The sequence below is a fragment of the Micromonospora peucetia genome (genome assembly GCF_900091625.1).
Taxonomy (GTDB): Bacteria; Actinomycetota; Actinomycetes; order Mycobacteriales; family Micromonosporaceae; genus Micromonospora; species Micromonospora peucetia.
On record NZ_FMIC01000002.1, the window covers coordinates 4,464,948 to 4,479,575 of the forward strand.

A 14,628-nucleotide genomic window follows, 5' to 3' on the forward strand; every position below is an offset into this window, starting at 1 on the left:
CCACGGATGCCCGGCACGCGACTCGCTTTCGCACCGCTCGCCACCGCGCTCGAGTAGTGCCCCGAGACGGAACGATGAGGGACACATGGCCGACAAGACTCTGACAACCCGCGACGTCGTGTCGCGGCTCGAATCCGGGATGATCATCGGCATCGGGGGATGGGGCTCACGGCGCAAGCCCATGGCCCTCGTGCGCGAGATCCTGCGCTCCGACCTCAAGGACCTGACCATCGTCAGCTACGGCGGGCCGGACGTCGGCCTGCTCTGCGCCGCGGGCAAGGTCAAGAAGGTCGTCTTCGGTTTCGTCTCGCTCGACAGCATCGCCCTTGACCCGCACTTCCGCGCCGCGCGGCAGAAAGGCGCCGTCGAGGTCGCCGAGGTCGACGAGGGCATGCTCCAGTGGGGGCTGTACGCCGCCGGCATCCGCCTGCCCTTCCTGCCGACCCGCGCCGGGCTCGGGTCGGACGTCCTGAAGCACAATCCCGACCTCAAGCTCGTCCAGGACCCGTACGGCACCGAGCAGCTCGTGGCCATGCCGCCGCTGCGCCTCGACGCGGCCCTCGTGCACATGAACCGCGCCGACGCCCAGGGCAACGGCCAGTTCCTCGGACCCGACCCGTACTTCGACGACCTCTACTGCCTCGCCGCCGACAAGGCCTTCATGTCCTGCGAGCGGATCGTGCCCACGGCCGAGCTCAGCGCCGCCGGCCACTCGGCGACGATCAAGATCAACCGTCAGCTCGTCACCGGCGTCGTCGAGACCCCGAACGGCGCGCACTTCACCTCCTGCGCCCCCGACTACGAACGCGACGAGGCCTTCCAGCGTGAGTACGTCAAGGCCGCCGGTGACCCGCAGGCCTGGGCCAAGTTCGAGAAGCGATACCTGTCCGGTACGGAAGATGACTACCAGGCGGCCGTCGCCGCCCGAGCCGAGGAGGTCGCATGAGCAGCACCGTCACCGGGTCTGCGGACCAGCCCACGGGCAGCGCCATCACTGCCGACGCGCCGGTGACCCGCGCCGAGTACTGCGCGGTCGCCGTGGCGGACGCGTTCGCCGGCGACGGCGAGTTCATCGCCAGCGCCTTCGGCACGATCCCGGCCATCGGCGTCCGCCTCGCCCGGCTCACCGTCGCCCCCGATCTGCTGCTCACCGACGGTGAGGCCCACTTCGTCTCCGGCACCTGGCAGATTGGCGCGGACCCGCACGCCACCGAGGGCGTCGTCGTCGAGGGCTGGAGCCCGTTCCGCACGATCTTCGACCTCGTCTGGCACGGCAAGCGGCACGTCATGATGATCCCGGCCCAGATCGACGGGCACGGCAACACCAACATCTCGGCCATCGGCGACTACGCCCAGCCCAAGGTCCAGCTGCTCGGCGTGCGCGGCGCCCCCGGCAACAGCGTCTACCACCCGACCAGCTACTGGGTGCCCAACCACTCCACGCGCAGCTTCGTCCGGACCGTCGACATGGTCTCCGGCGTCGGCACCGACAGCGCCCGCGCCGCCGGCCCGGCCGCGAGCGCGTACCACGATCTGCGCCGTGTCGTCACCAACCTCGCGGTCCTCGACTTCGGCGGCCCCGACGGCGCGATGCGCCTGCTCAGCCTGCACCCCGGCGTCACGCTCGAGGAGTTCCGTGCAGCCACCGCCTGTGACGTGCACGTCGAGGGTGAGGTCCCGGCCACGCGCGCGCCGAGCGCCGAGGAGCTGCGCCTCATCCGCGAGGTCATCGACCCCCGCTCGCTGCGCGACCGCGAGATCCCCGCATGAGCCAGGCCCAGGGGCCGCACCCGAGGCTGCGTACCCGGGCGACCGACCTGTTCGGGGTGCGGTACCCGATCGTCCAGACCGGCATGGGCTACGTCTCCGACGTGCGTTTGACCACCGCGACGGCCAACGCCGGCGGGCTGGGCATCCTCGCGGCCGGCCTGCTGTCCTTCGACGAGCTCGTCGTGGCCATCGAACAGATCCAGGCTGGCACGGACGCGCCGTTCGGCGTCAACATCCGCGCCGACCAGCCCGACGTCGTCAAGCGCATCGACCTGCTCATCTCGGCCGGCGTCAAGGTCGCCTCCTTCGCGCTGGCCCCCAAGCAGGCGCTCCTCGCCAAGTGCAAGGACGCCGGCCTCGTCGTCGTCCCGTCGATCGGCGCGCGCCGCCACGCCGAGAAGGTCGCCGCGTGGGGCGCCGACGCCGTCATCGTGCAGGGCGGCGAGGGTGGCGGCCACACCGGCGGGGTGCCCACCAGCCTGCTGCTGCCCCAGGTCGTTGACGCCGTCGACATTCCGGTCATCGGCGCCGGTGGCTTCTTCGACGGCCGCGGCCTCGTCGCCGCGCTCGCCTACGGCGCCGAGGGCATCGCCATGGGCACCCGCTTCCTGCTCACCAGCGACTCGCCGGTCCAGCCGTCGGTCAAGGACGTCTACCTGTCCAAGACGGTCAACGACACCGTCCTGACCCTGCAGGTCGATGGCGTGCCGCAGCGCGTGCTGCGCGCCGGCACGATCGAGGAACTGGAGCGCACCTCCGCCGCCGGCAGACTGCTGCGGGCCGTGCGCAACGCCTTCGCCTTCCAGAAGCTGTCCAGCACGCCGTGGGGCGACATGGTCCGAGAGGGCCTGGCCATGCGCAAGGCTCACGACCTGACGTGGAGTCAGGTCGTCATGGCGGCCAACGCTCCGATGCTCTACCGGTCGGCCCTGCTCGAGGGCAGGACCGACGTCGGCGTCATGGCCACCGGCCAGGTCGTCGGACTCATCGACGACGTCCCGACCGTCGCCGAGCTCATCGACCGCATCATCGACGAGGCCACCCGGACCCTCGACCGACTCGGCGTGCCCGCGCCGGTCGCGTCGGCCCCGGCCGTGCACAAGGAGGACTAGTCATGGGAGCACTGCAGGGACGGGCCGTCGTCGTCACCGGTGCCGGCCGCGGCCTCGGCCGTGAGCACGCGCTGCTCGCCGCCGCCGAAGGTGCCTCGGTCGTCGTCGCCGACACCGGCGCCGCCGCCGACGGCACCGGCAGCGAACCCTCGGTCATCGAGGCCGTCGCCGCCGAGATCACGACCGCTGGCGGGCAGGCCGTGGCCAGCACCGCGGACGTCGCCACCACCGAGGGTGCCCGCGAGTTGCTCACGCTCGCCCGCGACACCTATGGGCGCGTCGACGGCCTCGTCAACAACGCCGGCATCCTGCGAGACCGGATGTTCGTGAACATGAGCGAAGACGACTGGGACGCGGTGATCCGTGGCCAACTGCGCTCGACGTTCGCGCCGTGCCGGGTGTTCGCCGACCACTGGCGCACCGAGTCCAAGGCCGGCAACCAGCCGGTCGCCTCGATCGTCAACGTCTCCTCGACCTCAGGCCTTATCGGCGCCGTCGGGCAGACGAACTACGGCGCGGGCAAGGCCGGCATCGCCGCCCTCACCGTCATCCTCGCCGAGGAGATCGGCCGCTACGGCGTACGCGTCAACGCGATCGTCCCGGTCGCGCGCACCCGGATGACCCAGGACCTGCCCGGCATCGGCGAGATGGTCGCTGCCCCGGCCGACCCCGCCGCGTTCGACGTCTACCACCCGGGCAACGTCTCCCCGCTCGTCGCCTGGCTGCTCACCGCCGACGCGCCGGTGACCGGCGAGGTGTACTACGCCAAGGGCGGCGAGATCCGTCGCTTCGCGCCGTGGAGCTACGACTGGACCGTCGACAAGGGTGCCCGCTGGAGCGTCGAGGACATCGCGAAGGAGATGGCCACCCGTGTCTGACACCGGTCACACCAACGCCACCGACTGGGCCGGCCCCGCCCACGGGCTGCTCTCCGGGCGCTCGGTGCTCGTCACCGCCGCGGCCGGCACCGGCATCGGCTTCTCGACGGCGCGCCGCGCCGCCGAGGAAGGCGCGCGTGTCGCCATCAGCGACCGTCACGAGCGCCGCCTCGCCGAGTCGGTCGACGAGCTTGAGCGTCTCACCGGGACCCGGCCGCTCGGGGTGCCCTGCGACGTCACCGACCAGGTCCAGCTCGACCACCTCATGGACACCGTCGCCGCCGAGTTCGGCGGCATCGACGTGCTCGTCAACAACGCCGGCCTCGGCGGCACCGCGGCCGTGCAGGACATGACCGACGACCAGTGGGACTCCGTCCTGTCGGTGACCCTGACCTCGACGTTCAAGGCGACCCGGTCGGTGCTGCGGCACATGATCCCGGCCGGCAAGGGGGTCATCGTCAACAACGCCTCCGTCATCGGCTGGCGCGCGCAGAAGGGACAGGCACACTACGCCGCGGCCAAGGCCGGCGTCATGGCGCTGACCCGGTGCTCGGCCCTCGACGTCGCCGAGCACGGCATCCGGGTCAACGCGGTGTCCCCGAGCATCGCCCTGCACGCCCACCTGGCCAAGGTGACCAGCGACGAACTGCTCGCCCAACTCTCGGCCCAGGAGGCCTTCGGCCGGGCCGCGACGCCGTGGGAGATCGCCAACGTCATCGTCTTTCTCGCCAGTGACTACTCGTCGTACATGACCGGCGAGGTTGTGTCCGTCTCGAGCCAGCACCCGTGACCACCCGCTGCGTGCCGGCGACCCGCGCTGGCACGCAGCGGACCGACGAAAGGAGCCCGTCGTGGCCAACCCCGACGCGCAGGGCGTCACCGGCGCCCCCTTCCGGCTCGACGTCGAGCGCGGCAAGATCCGCGAGTTCGCGCTGGCCACCGGAGCGGCCGACGCTGCCTACCTGCAGGAGGAGAACCCGGTCGTACAGCCGACGTTCCTCACGACGACCTTCTTCTGGCAGGGCGAGGACTCCAACCCGTGGTCCGCGGTCGAGCTCGACCAGCAGCGCGGCCTGCACGCCGAGCAGCAGTACACCTTCTTCGGTGAGCCGCCTCGCGCCGGGACCAGGCTCACCTGCCAGTCGCGCATCGGCGAGATCTACACCAAGGTGGGGCGCCGCGGCGGTGAGATGACCTTCGCCGTGATGTACACCGACTTCCGCGACGAGACCGGGCGTCTCGTCGCCCAGGCCAAGCTCACCGGTGTCGAGACGGCCCGCCCGCCGGGCACCGAGGCCGCGACGCAGGACGGAGCTCCCGCATGAGCGACACGACCGCCACCACCCAGCCCGGTACGACCGAGGTCAGCCTGCCCGTCCCGGCGACCCCGCCGGCACGCACCCACGGCCCGGTGACCCGCACCGACTTCGTCCGCTACCAGGGCGCTTCGGGTGACATGAACCCGATCCACCACGACGAGGTCTTCGCCAGGTCCGCCGGGTTCCCGAGCCCCTTTTCGGTGGGCATGTGGCAGGCCAGCCTGCTCGGCACCTACGCCACCGACTGGCTCGGCGGCCCCAACGTGCGTGACTTCCGCATCCGGTTCCTGGCCCAGGTGTGGCCTGGCGACACCCTCACGCTCGAAGCTGTTCCGCTGCGCACCTACGTGTTCGAGGGTGAGGACGGTCGTGAGGGTCGCGTCGACGTCGAGCTGACCTGCCGTCGTCAGACCGGTGATACGGCCGTCACGGTGTGGGCGACATTCGTGCTGCCCGGGGCCGCTCTCGACGCCGCCGTCGGGGGCGCGACACCCGGGACCAGCGAGCAGCCCGAGACCACCGAGGAGCAGGGATGACCCCCACGACCCACGCGTCCGTGACGACGACCACGCACCCCGACGGGATCGCCGAGATCGTCGTGGACAACCCGCCGGTCAACGCGCTGCCCGTGGCCGGCTGGTTCGCACTCGCCTCCGCCCTCGACGCCGCCGGCGCCGACGAATCGGTGCGGGTCGTCGTGCTGCGGGCCGAAGGCCGCGGCTTCAACGCCGGCGTCGACATCAAGGAGATGCAGCACACCGACGGCTTCACCGCGCTGCTCGGCGCCAACCGCGGCTGCTACGCCGCGTTCAAGGCCGTCTACGAGTGCCCCGTCCCGGTCGTCACCGCCGTCAACGGCTTCTGTCTCGGGGGCGGCATCGGCCTGGTCGGCAACTCCGACGTCATCGTCGCCTCCGACGACGCCACCTTCGGCCTGCCCGAGGTCGACCGCGGCGCGCTCGGTGCCGCGACCCACCTGTCCCGGATGGTGCCCCAGCACCGGATGCGTGCCATGGTCTACACCTCGGCCACGGCCACCGCCCAGGAGCTGCACGCGTACGGCTCGGTCCACAGCGTCGTACCTCGCGAGCAGCTGCGCGAGGCGGCGTTCGCCGTCGCGGCCCAGATCGCCGGGAAGGACCCCACCGTCATCCGGGCCGCGAAGGCCTCGCTCAACGGCATCGACCTGTGGGACGTCAACCGCAGCTACCGCTTCGAGCAGGGCTTCACCTTCGAGCTCAACCTCACCGGGGTCGCCGACCGGGTCCGCGACGAGTTCGCCGGCACCGACAAGGCGGCGCGCTCGGGCCGGGAGGGCTGAGCCGTGCGTTCGATGGTGGTCCGTGAGCTCGGGGGGCCCGAGGTGCTCACGCTCACGGACCGGCCGCAGCCGCAGCCCGGCCCTGGGCAGGTGCTCGTCGACGTCGTCGGCGCCGGGGTGAACTTTCCCGACGGGCTCATCGTCGCCGGCACCTACCAGACCAAGCCGGAGCTGCCGTTCGTGCCCGGCTGCGAGGTCGCCGGCACGGTCGCGGCGCTCGGCGACGGGGTGACCAGCCCGCCTGTCGGCACCCGCGTCATCGGCTTCTGTGGCATCGGCGGCTACGCCGCGCAGGTGCTCGTCGACGCCCGCATGGTCCACCCGTTGCCCGAGGGCGTCGACCTCGTCGAGGCCAGCACGATTCCCGTCGTCTACGGCACGTCCTACCACGGGCTCGTCGACCGGGCCGGCCTCGCCGCCGGCGAGACGCTGCTCGTGCTCGGCGCCTCCGGCGGCGTCGGCCTCACCGCCGTGCAGATCGGCAAGGCCCTCGGCGCGACCGTGATCGCGGCCGCCTCGAGCGAGGACAAGCGTGAGCTGTGCCTGGCGCACGGGGCCGACCACGCCATCGGCTACGACGACATGACGGCGACGGTGCGCGAGCTGACCGGTGGCGCCGGTGCCGACGTCGTCTACGACCCCGTCGGCGGCGCCGCCGCCACCGCGGCGCTGCGTGCCCTTTCGTGGGCCGGGAGGTTCCTCACCGTCGGCTACGCGGCGGGCGAGATCCCGCAGGTCAAGCTCAACCGGCTGCTGCTCACCGAGGGCGCGGTTCTGGGGGTCCTCTGGGGCGCCTGGGCCAAGCGCAACCCGGAGGCGAACGCCGCGAACATGACGACGTTGCTCGAGTGGATCGCCGCTGGTCGGCTGAGGCCACACGTCAGCGAGGTCTTCCCGCTGGAGGAGGCCGCCCGCGCGCTCGGCACGGTGATGAACCGTGGCGCTCTCGGCAAGATCGCCCTCCGGATGAAAGCAGGCAAGAAGTGAAGGTGGCTGACGCGACCGAGCTGACCCAGATGGACCTCGGCCCCGGCCCGCGCTCGATCGAGCTGCTCGCGACGTTGCGCACGTTCATGGCCGAGCACGTCTACCCCGCCGAGAAGGTGTACGCCGCCGAGCTCGGTGCTGCGGCCCGCGAGAACGGGGGAGTGTCCCACGTCCTGCCGCCGGTCGTCGAAGAGCTGAAGGCCACGGCGCGCAAGCTGGGTCTGTGGAACCTCTTCCTGCCTGACCTGTCGGGCCTCACCAATCTCGAGTACGCCTACCTGGCCGAGGAGACCGGACGCTCGCCCTACCTCGCCCCCGAGGCGCTCAACTGTGCCGCGCCGGACACGGGCAACATGGAGCTGCTGCACATGTTCGGCACGCCCGAGCAGAAGCGGCAGTGGCTCACACCGTTGCTCGAAGGCACGATGCGCTCCGGTTTCTCGATGACCGAGCCGGACGTGGCCTCCTCCGACGCACGCAACATCTCCACCTCGATCGTGCGCGACGGCGACGAGTACGTCATCAACGGACGGAAGTGGTGGACGACCGGCGCGGCGGACCCGCGCTGCGACATCCTCGTGCTGATGGGCAAGACGGACCCGGAGGCGGCCGTCTACCGGCAGCAGTCCATGGTTCTCGTGCCGGTCGACACCTCCGGGGTGACGATCGTGCGCTCGCTGCCGATCTTCGGCTACCACGACCAGCATGGCCATTGCGAGATCCGGTTCGACGACGTGCGGGTGCCGGTGACGAACCTGCTTGGCGCTGAGGGTGACGGCTTCGCGATCGCCCAGGCCCGCCTCGGCCCGGGACGCATCCACCACGCGATGCGCTGCCTCGGCATGGCCGAGCGGGGCCTCGAGCTCATGGTGCGCCGGACGATGGCCCGCGAGGCGTTCGGCGGCCCGCTCTCCGAGCAGGGCGTGGTGCGAAACTGGATCGCCGAGTCCCGCATGGAGATCGAGCAGGCCCGCCTGCTTGTGCTCAAGGCGGCATGGCTCATCGATCGGGTCGGGGCCCAGGGCGCCGCGACCGAGATCGCCGCGATCAAGGTCGTCGCGCCGAGGGTCGCCCGCAACGTGCTGGACCGTTCGATCCAGGCACACGGCGGCGGTGGGGTCACCGACGACTTCCCGATCGCCCGGATGTGGGCCAGCGCCCGGATCCTCGGCATCGCCGACGGCCCGGACGAGGTGCACCTGCGCACGGTGGCGCGCACGCAACTACGCCGCTACCGCGACACGGCGCCAACGGACGCCGCCGAGACGGGGCGGGGCTGAGATGGACCTGACCTGGTCGGCGCAGGACGAGCAGTTCCGTGCGGAGGCCCGCGACTGGCTCGCCGTGAACGTGCCGCGGCAGCCGCTGCCCTCTGGGGACACCGCGGAGGGCTTCGCCGCACACCTGGAGTGGGAGCGGGCGTTGCACGCGGACCGGTGGTCGGTCGTGTCGTGGCCCAAGGAGTACGGCGGCCGCGAGGCTTCGATATGGCAGTGGCTCATCTTCGAGGAGGAGTACTACCGGGCCGGTGCGCCGCAGCGGGTGACCCAGAACGGCATCTTCCTGCTGGCCCCGACAATCTTCGAGTTCGGCACGAAGGAGCAGCAGGACGTACTGCTGCCGCGGATGGCGGCGGCGCAGGACCTGTGGGCCCAGGGCTGGTCGGAGCCGGGCGCGGGCAGCGACCTGGCGGGGATCCGATCCCAGGCGGTGCGGGACGAGCAGGCCGGCGGGTGGCGCCTGAGCGGGCAGAAGACCTGGTCGACGCGGGGCGCGTTCTGCACCCACCTGTTCGGGTTGTTCCGCAGCGACCCGCAGGCCGAGCGGCATCGGGGACTGACGTACTTCCTTGTGCCGCTGGATACCCCGGGCGTGACGGTGCGCGGGTTCGACCGGCTCGACGGTGACGAGGGCTTTGCCGACGTGTTCTTCGAGGACGCGTTCGTACCGGACTCGGCGCTTCTTGGCGGCGTCGACCAGGGCTGGTCGGTCGCGATGTCGACGACCGGGTCGGAGCGGGGCCTGACGCTGCGCTCACCGGGGCGCTTCCTCAAGGCGGCCGACGCGCTCGTGGCGCTCGCGGGCGAGCGGGCCGGGGCGGCGACCGATCTGCTCCGCGACCGTGTGGCGCGCTCGTGGATGCAGGCGCACGCCTACCAGCAGTTCACGCTCGCGCAGGTCACCAACCTCGTCGAGGGCCGCCCGGTCGGTGCGCGTTCGAGCCTCAACAAGGTCTTCTGGTCCGAGTTGGACATCGCGTTGCACGAGACGGCGCTGGAACTGCTCGGTCCGGACGCGCTTGTCGACGGTCCCTGGACCCGCGGCTACCAGTTTTCGCTGTCGGGCCCGATCTATGCGGGCACCAACGAGATCCAGCGCAACATCATCGCCGAGCGCGTGCTCGGTCTGCCGAGGAGGTGACCAGGCGTGCGTTTCGCTCCGAGTGACGAACAGCGTGAGCTCGAGGCGGTCGTCCGTCAGGTGCTCACCGACCGGTGCCCGCCGGAGACGGTGCGCGCCGGAGCCGGGTCGGCGCAGGTGGCCTCGCTGGCCGAGAGCCTGGCCGGCCTCGGCGTGGCGGGGCTGCTCGTGGCCGAGGACGACGGAGGGCTGGGCCTGGACGAGAACCATCTCGTGTCGGTCTTCGAGCAGATCGGATATGCCGCGGCCCCGTTGCCGCTCACGGCGACCCTGGCGGTTGCTCCGGCGGTGCTTGCCTCGGGCGCCCCGGACCTGCTGGCGAGCCTTGTCGAGGGGTCTCTCACGGTCGGTGCCGACCCTGCGGTGACCGGGCGGGTCTCGTTCGGTTCCGGTGTCGACCTGGTGCTGAGCGGCGGCTTCGGCGGGACCGGGCGCATCGAGGTTCTCGACGTGTCCGAGGCGACGGCCTCGGCGTCGCCGTCGGTGGACTTCGCGCTGGACCTGACCGAGTACGCGGACGCGCGGCTCGTGGCGACCGTGGACGACCCGCAGGTGGTGAGGCTGGCATGGGAGCGGGGAGTGTTGGCGGCCTCGGCCGAGCTCATCGGGCTGTCCCGACGGATGCTCGACCTCGCGGTCGAGCACGTGCGCACCAGAGAGCAGTTCGGGGTGCCGGTCGGCAGCTTCCAAGCGGTCAAGCATCACCTCGCCACGGCGCTGCTGCAACTGGAGTTCGCCGCCCCGGTGGTGGCGACGGCCGGGTTCGAGCTGGCCGCGGGCGTCCCGGGCCGGCTGCGCTCACTGGCGACCGCCAAGGCGTTGGCGTCCGAGGCGGCGCACGTCGTGGGCCGGGCCGCTCTGCAGTGCCACGGCGCGATCGGGTACACGACCGAGTACGACCTGCAGCTGTTCCTCAAGCGGTCGTGGGCTCTGGAATCGTCGTGGGGCAGCTCCGCCTGGCATCGGGCTGCTCTGCTGGCGGACCTCGGTGTCGGCCTGACCGGCGCGCGTCCCGCGTCCTGACCGCTTGCCCGCAGGCACTCGATGGTGCCTCACCGGCGGCCCATGACCCTCACGACGTACACCCCCGGCGAGAAGGAGATGCAGATGAGCGAGACCAGCGGCGCGGCCCCGCACGACGCGGCGGTGGAGGTCGTCCGGTACGAGACGCGGGGGCCGGTGGCCGTCGTGACGATGAATCGGCCCGAGTACCGCAACGCGCAGAACTCCACGATGACCTATGCCCTCGACGACGCGTTCTACCGCGCAGCCGCCGACGACGAGGTGAAGGTCATCGTCCTGGCAGGTGCGGGGAAGCACTTCTCGGCCGGCCACGACATCGGCACGCCGGGTCGTGACATCGACTCGTCGTTCGACCGGCGTGCCGGCCTGTGGTGGGACCATGTCGGAAAGGCCGGGGTGGACAGCCGGTTCGCCCGCGAGTCCGAGGTCTACCTCGGGATGTGCCGCCGCTGGCGCGAGCTGCCCAAGCCGATGATCGCCATGGTGCAGGGAGCGTGTGTCGCCGGTGGCCTCATGCTCGCCTGGTCATGCGACCTGATCGTTGCTTCGGACGACGCGTTCTTCGCCGACCCGGTCGTGCGCATGGGGATCCCCGGGGTCGAGTACTTCGCCCACCCGTGGGTGCTGGGCCCGCGGTTCGCCAAGGAGTTCCTCTTCACCGGCGACCGGATGCCGGCGGCGCGCGCGGCCGAGCTCGGCATGGTCAACCGGGTCGTCGCCAGGGACGATCTCGAGGCGGAGGTCATGGGGCTCGCCACCCGGATCGCACAGATGCCGCGTCTGGGTCTTGCGCTGACCAAGAAGGCGGTCAACCAGGCCGAGGACCTCATGGGCCTGCGGGATGGGATGGATTCGGTGTTCGGGCTGCACCACGCGGCCCACGCGCACAACGCCGAGGTGGGCAGTGATCCCCTCGGTGGCCAGGACGCCCGGAGCATGCGTGACGCCGCGAGAAGGGGAGAGTGATCCTGCCGTACGCCACCGCGACGGCGGCCTTTCCCGTGAGGACTGGTTAGGAGCGCTGCCCCGGGCAGGCCGCCAAAATGCATGCCATCTTTGAAACGATCTCTAACTAGGAGAAGGGTCGTCGAAGCGCGATGAACATCGTCGTACTCGTCAAGCAGGTGCCTGATTCGGGCGCGGACCGCAGCCTGCGTAGTGACGACAACACTGTCGACCGCGGTTCGGCGAGCAACGTCATCAACGAGATGGATGAGTACGCCATCGAGGAGGCGTTGAAGATCAAGGAGGCGCACGGGGGTGAGGTGACCGTTCTGACGATGGGTCCGGAGCGGGCGACCGAGTCGATCCGTAAGGCGCTGTCCATGGGTCCGGACAAGGCCGTGCACGTGTTGGACGATGCCCTGCACGGGTCGTGTGCGGTGGCGACGTCGAAGGTGCTGGCTGCCGCGCTCGGTCAGCTCAACGCCGATCTGGTGTTGTGTGGCACGGAGTCGACCGACGGTCGGGTGCAGGTCATTCCGCACATGGTCGCCGAGCGGTTGGGTGTTGCGGCGTTGACCGGTGCCCGCAAGCTCACCGTCGACGGCTCGACGTTGACCGTCGAGCGGCAGACGGAGGAGGGCTACGAGGTGGTCACCGCTACCGCCCCTGCTGTGGTCTCCGTGTGGGACACCATCAACGAGCCGCGTTACCCGTCGTTCAAGGGCATCATGGCGGCGAAGAAGAAGCCGGTGCAGACGTTGTCCCTGGCTGACCTGGGTGTGGCTCCGGCCGAGGTGGGTTTCGAGGGCGCGACCAGCACCGTGCTGGAGCACACCAGGCGTCCGCCGCGTTCCGGTGGGGCGAAGGTCACCGATGAGGGCGATGGCGGCGTGAAGCTGGTCGAGTTCCTCGCTACCGAGAAGTTTGTGTGAGGGGTCTGGACATGTCTGAGGTTCTCGTCGTCGTCGAAGCTACTCGTGAGTTCGGCGTCAAGAAGGTCACCCTGGAGATGCTCACCCTCGCCCGTGAGTTGGGCGCCCCGAGTGCGGTTGTGCTCGGTGGTCCCGGCGCCGCCGAGGCGTTGAGCGCCAGGCTGGGTGAGTACGGTGCGGAGAAGATCTACGCGGCCGAGAGTGAGGAGATTGACGGCTATCTGGTGGCCCCGAAGGCGACTGTGCTGGCCGGGTTGGTCTCGCGGGTGCAGCCGGCCGCCGTGTTGTTGGCGTCGTCGCAGGAGGGCAAGGAGATCGCCGCCCGGCTGGCCGTCAAGTTGGACAACGGCATCCTGACTGACGTGGTCGGTCTGGGTGCCGATGGCATCGCCACCCAGGTGGCGTTTGCCGGTTCTGCGATCGTCAAGTCCAAGGTCAGCCGTGGTCTGCCGTTGGTGACTGTCCGGCCGAACTCGGTCAACCCGATCCCGGTGGCGGCCAGCCCGGTTGTTGAGCAGTTGACCGTCGCGGTCACGGACACCGACAAGTTGGCCAGGGTCGTCGAGCGGGTTGCCGAGCAGAAGGGTTCCCGTCCGGAGTTGACCGAGGCGGGTGTGGTCGTCTCGGGTGGTCGGGGTGTGGGTAACGCCGACAACTTCAAGCTGGTCGAGGAGTTGGCGGACCTGCTGGGCGGTGCGGTGGGCGCGTCGCGTGCTGCGGTGGACTCGGGTTACTACCCGCACCAGTTCCAGGTGGGTCAGACCGGTAAGACGGTGTCTCCGCAGCTCTATGTGGCGCTGGGTATTTCGGGTGCGATTCAGCACCGGGCCGGTATGCAGACCTCGAAGACCATCGTGGCGGTCAACAAGGACGGTGAGGCGCCGATCTTCGAGTTGGCCGACTTCGGTGTGGTGGGCGACCTGTTCAAGATCGTCCCGCAGGCCGCAGACGAGATCCGCAAGCGCAAGTGACACGGTAGTGTCGATCATGCATACGGGCGGAGGGTGGCGGAGAACGACGGATGGCAGGAGCAGTGGCAATACGGGGCGGCGGCGAGACGCGCTCGTTCCTGGCCGTCGACGAGCCGGCGCTGGGATCGGTCGACGCCACGGCTACCCGCCTGCTCGGCTCGTTCGACCCCTTCCTCCAAGCCAAGGACCGAGCGATGCTGGTGCCGGGCGCGGTCCAGGCCAGGGAGTTGTGGCCAGTGCTGGGTCGCCCCGGCGCCGTCCTGGCCGGCGGTGGGCTGGTCGACACCTGGCGTCCCCCCAAGTCCGGCAGGACGTTGAAAGTCGTTGTTGATCCGTGGCAGAAGCTGCCCGCGACCACGCGTAACGAAATCGTCGAACAAGCTGAACGCCTTGCCGCGTACCGCGCTGGTTCCCTCGCCGGCGTCGAGTTCACCACCCGGGGCCTCGTCATGCAGCCTTGAACGGGTGATCGGTGTTCGGTGCGGCGGTGGTGGACGTCCGAGTCGGCCTGCGGGTGGAAGGGTCGTACGACGCTGTCGAGCTGAGTCGTTTGCGACATCAGACGGTGTCCGAGCCACCGGGTGGGACCAGACGGCCCTGAATCGTCTGCGACATCAGCTCGACAGGCCCGGCGCGGAGAACCTCCGCCGGCCGGCACCGTGGCGGATCTCGGCGCTCATCGCGACTCCCGGATCCCGATCGGGGCATGCTGGTTACGCCAGAACAGTCGATTACCCGGTCAAACATTCAAAATCGAGGCACTAGCGAATGACATGCCCGGCAGAGTGCCGCAGCCTTCCGGAGTCGTGGTCGTTGACCCCGCGCGCTTTCTGCGAGGCCTTGCGGAGGGCCGGGGTGCGTTACGCGCTGGCTACGAGTCACCCGACACAGCGGCCGCCGGATCTGGCGACGGCAGGAGCGGACGTTGCCTCCGGCCTTGCGGCGCTAC

At 70.3% G+C, this 14,628-nt stretch carries 15 protein-coding genes and 1 pseudogene; all 16 read left to right on the forward strand.

The genetic code is table 11. The features are described 5' to 3' along the window. The first annotated feature begins 85 nt into the window (after positions 1-85). Positions 86-946: a CoA transferase subunit A gene (locus GA0070608_RS20690; protein WP_091630208.1), complete on the forward strand. Its 861-nt coding sequence runs from the start codon at positions 86-88 to the stop codon at positions 944-946. After that, positions 943-1,770 carry a CoA-transferase subunit beta gene (locus GA0070608_RS20695; protein ID WP_245715856.1) on the forward strand — a complete coding sequence of 276 codons (828 nt, stop codon included), beginning with the start codon at positions 943-945 and terminating at the stop codon, positions 1,768-1,770. Before GA0070608_RS20690 ends, GA0070608_RS20695 begins: the two co-directional genes overlap by 4 nt. After that, positions 1,767-2,882, forward strand: coding sequence for an NAD(P)H-dependent flavin oxidoreductase (locus GA0070608_RS20700; RefSeq protein WP_091630209.1), 1,116 nt, complete (start codon positions 1,767-1,769; stop codon positions 2,880-2,882). Before GA0070608_RS20695 ends, GA0070608_RS20700 begins: the two co-directional genes overlap by 4 nt. Before the next feature lie 2 nt (positions 2,883-2,884). After that, positions 2,885-3,760, forward strand: coding sequence for an SDR family NAD(P)-dependent oxidoreductase (locus GA0070608_RS20705; RefSeq protein ID WP_091630210.1), 876 nt, complete (start codon positions 2,885-2,887; stop codon positions 3,758-3,760). After that, positions 3,757-4,550, forward strand: a pseudogene (locus tag GA0070608_RS20710) (SDR family oxidoreductase). The gene GA0070608_RS20705 and the pseudogene GA0070608_RS20710 overlap by 4 nt, the downstream one beginning before the upstream one ends. 61 nt (positions 4,551-4,611) lie before the next feature. Further along, positions 4,612-5,085, forward strand: coding sequence for an FAS1-like dehydratase domain-containing protein (locus tag GA0070608_RS20715; protein WP_091630212.1), 474 nt, complete (start codon positions 4,612-4,614; stop codon positions 5,083-5,085). Next, positions 5,082-5,615, forward strand: coding sequence for a MaoC/PaaZ C-terminal domain-containing protein (locus tag GA0070608_RS20720; RefSeq protein ID WP_091630213.1), 534 nt, complete (start codon positions 5,082-5,084; stop codon positions 5,613-5,615). Before GA0070608_RS20715 ends, GA0070608_RS20720 begins: the two co-directional genes overlap by 4 nt. Beyond that, positions 5,612-6,400 carry an enoyl-CoA hydratase family protein gene (locus tag GA0070608_RS20725; RefSeq protein WP_091630214.1) on the forward strand — a complete coding sequence of 263 codons (789 nt, stop codon included), beginning with the start codon at positions 5,612-5,614 and terminating at the stop codon, positions 6,398-6,400. Before GA0070608_RS20720 ends, GA0070608_RS20725 begins: the two co-directional genes overlap by 4 nt. Positions 6,401-6,442: 42 nt before the next feature. Then, positions 6,443-7,387, forward strand: coding sequence for an NADPH:quinone oxidoreductase family protein (locus GA0070608_RS20730; protein WP_218107540.1), 945 nt, complete (start codon positions 6,443-6,445; stop codon positions 7,385-7,387). Between the two features lie 29 nt (positions 7,388-7,416). After that, positions 7,417-8,667, forward strand: a complete 1,251-nt coding sequence (locus GA0070608_RS20735) for an acyl-CoA dehydrogenase family protein (RefSeq protein ID WP_091635651.1) — start codon at positions 7,417-7,419, stop codon at positions 8,665-8,667. Position 8,668: 1 nt separating this feature from the next. Continuing rightward, positions 8,669-9,808 (forward strand): acyl-CoA dehydrogenase family protein, encoded by a 1,140-nt coding sequence (locus tag GA0070608_RS20740; RefSeq protein ID WP_091630215.1) that lies wholly within the window; start codon positions 8,669-8,671, stop codon positions 9,806-9,808. A 6-nt stretch (positions 9,809-9,814) separates the two neighbouring features. Beyond that, positions 9,815-10,831, forward strand: a complete 1,017-nt coding sequence (locus GA0070608_RS20745) for an acyl-CoA dehydrogenase family protein (RefSeq protein WP_091630216.1) — start codon at positions 9,815-9,817, stop codon at positions 10,829-10,831. An 84-nt stretch (positions 10,832-10,915) separates the two neighbouring features. Next, a complete protein-coding gene (locus tag GA0070608_RS20750) occupies positions 10,916-11,797 on the forward strand; it encodes an enoyl-CoA hydratase (RefSeq protein WP_091635654.1) in 882 nt (293 codons plus the stop codon). Positions 11,798-11,928: 131 nt separating this feature from the next. Beyond that, complete coding sequence (locus tag GA0070608_RS20755; protein ID WP_091630217.1) at positions 11,929-12,708, forward strand: electron transfer flavoprotein subunit beta/FixA family protein; 780 nt, start codon at positions 11,929-11,931, stop codon at positions 12,706-12,708. A gap of 11 nt (positions 12,709-12,719) precedes the next feature. Beyond that, on the forward strand, positions 12,720-13,679 hold the full coding sequence (locus GA0070608_RS20760; RefSeq protein ID WP_091630218.1) for an electron transfer flavoprotein subunit alpha/FixB family protein: 960 nt from the start codon (positions 12,720-12,722) through the stop codon (positions 13,677-13,679). A 50-nt stretch (positions 13,680-13,729) separates the two neighbouring features. After that, entirely contained in the window at positions 13,730-14,140 is a 411-nt protein-coding gene (locus tag GA0070608_RS20765) for a DNA glycosylase AlkZ-like family protein (RefSeq protein ID WP_091630219.1), read from the forward strand. Positions 14,141-14,628 lie beyond the last annotated feature (488 nt).

What these genes read in the sequence shown, in the direction of transcription:
- GA0070608_RS20690 (WP_091630208.1), top strand. Translation starts at nt 86, where the DNA reads ATGGCCGACAAGACTCTGACAACCCGCGACGTCGTGTCGCGGCTCGAA.
- GA0070608_RS20695 (WP_245715856.1), top strand. Translation starts at nt 943, where the DNA reads ATGAGCAGCACCGTCACCGGGTCTGCGGACCAGCCCACGGGCAGCGCC.
- GA0070608_RS20700 (WP_091630209.1), top strand. Translation starts at nt 1,767, where the DNA reads ATGAGCCAGGCCCAGGGGCCGCACCCGAGGCTGCGTACCCGGGCGACC.
- GA0070608_RS20705 (WP_091630210.1), top strand. Translation starts at nt 2,885, where the DNA reads ATGGGAGCACTGCAGGGACGGGCCGTCGTCGTCACCGGTGCCGGCCGC.
- GA0070608_RS20720 (WP_091630213.1), top strand. Translation starts at nt 5,082, where the DNA reads ATGAGCGACACGACCGCCACCACCCAGCCCGGTACGACCGAGGTCAGC.
- GA0070608_RS20725 (WP_091630214.1), top strand. Translation starts at nt 5,612, where the DNA reads ATGACCCCCACGACCCACGCGTCCGTGACGACGACCACGCACCCCGAC.
- GA0070608_RS20735 (WP_091635651.1), top strand. Translation starts at nt 7,417, where the DNA reads ATGGACCTCGGCCCCGGCCCGCGCTCGATCGAGCTGCTCGCGACGTTG.
- GA0070608_RS20740 (WP_091630215.1), top strand. Translation starts at nt 8,669, where the DNA reads ATGGACCTGACCTGGTCGGCGCAGGACGAGCAGTTCCGTGCGGAGGCC.
- GA0070608_RS20750 (WP_091635654.1), top strand. Translation starts at nt 10,916, where the DNA reads ATGAGCGAGACCAGCGGCGCGGCCCCGCACGACGCGGCGGTGGAGGTC.
- GA0070608_RS20755 (WP_091630217.1), top strand. Translation starts at nt 11,929, where the DNA reads ATGAACATCGTCGTACTCGTCAAGCAGGTGCCTGATTCGGGCGCGGAC.
- GA0070608_RS20760 (WP_091630218.1), top strand. Translation starts at nt 12,720, where the DNA reads ATGTCTGAGGTTCTCGTCGTCGTCGAAGCTACTCGTGAGTTCGGCGTC.
- GA0070608_RS20765 (WP_091630219.1), top strand. Translation starts at nt 13,730, where the DNA reads ATGGCAGGAGCAGTGGCAATACGGGGCGGCGGCGAGACGCGCTCGTTC.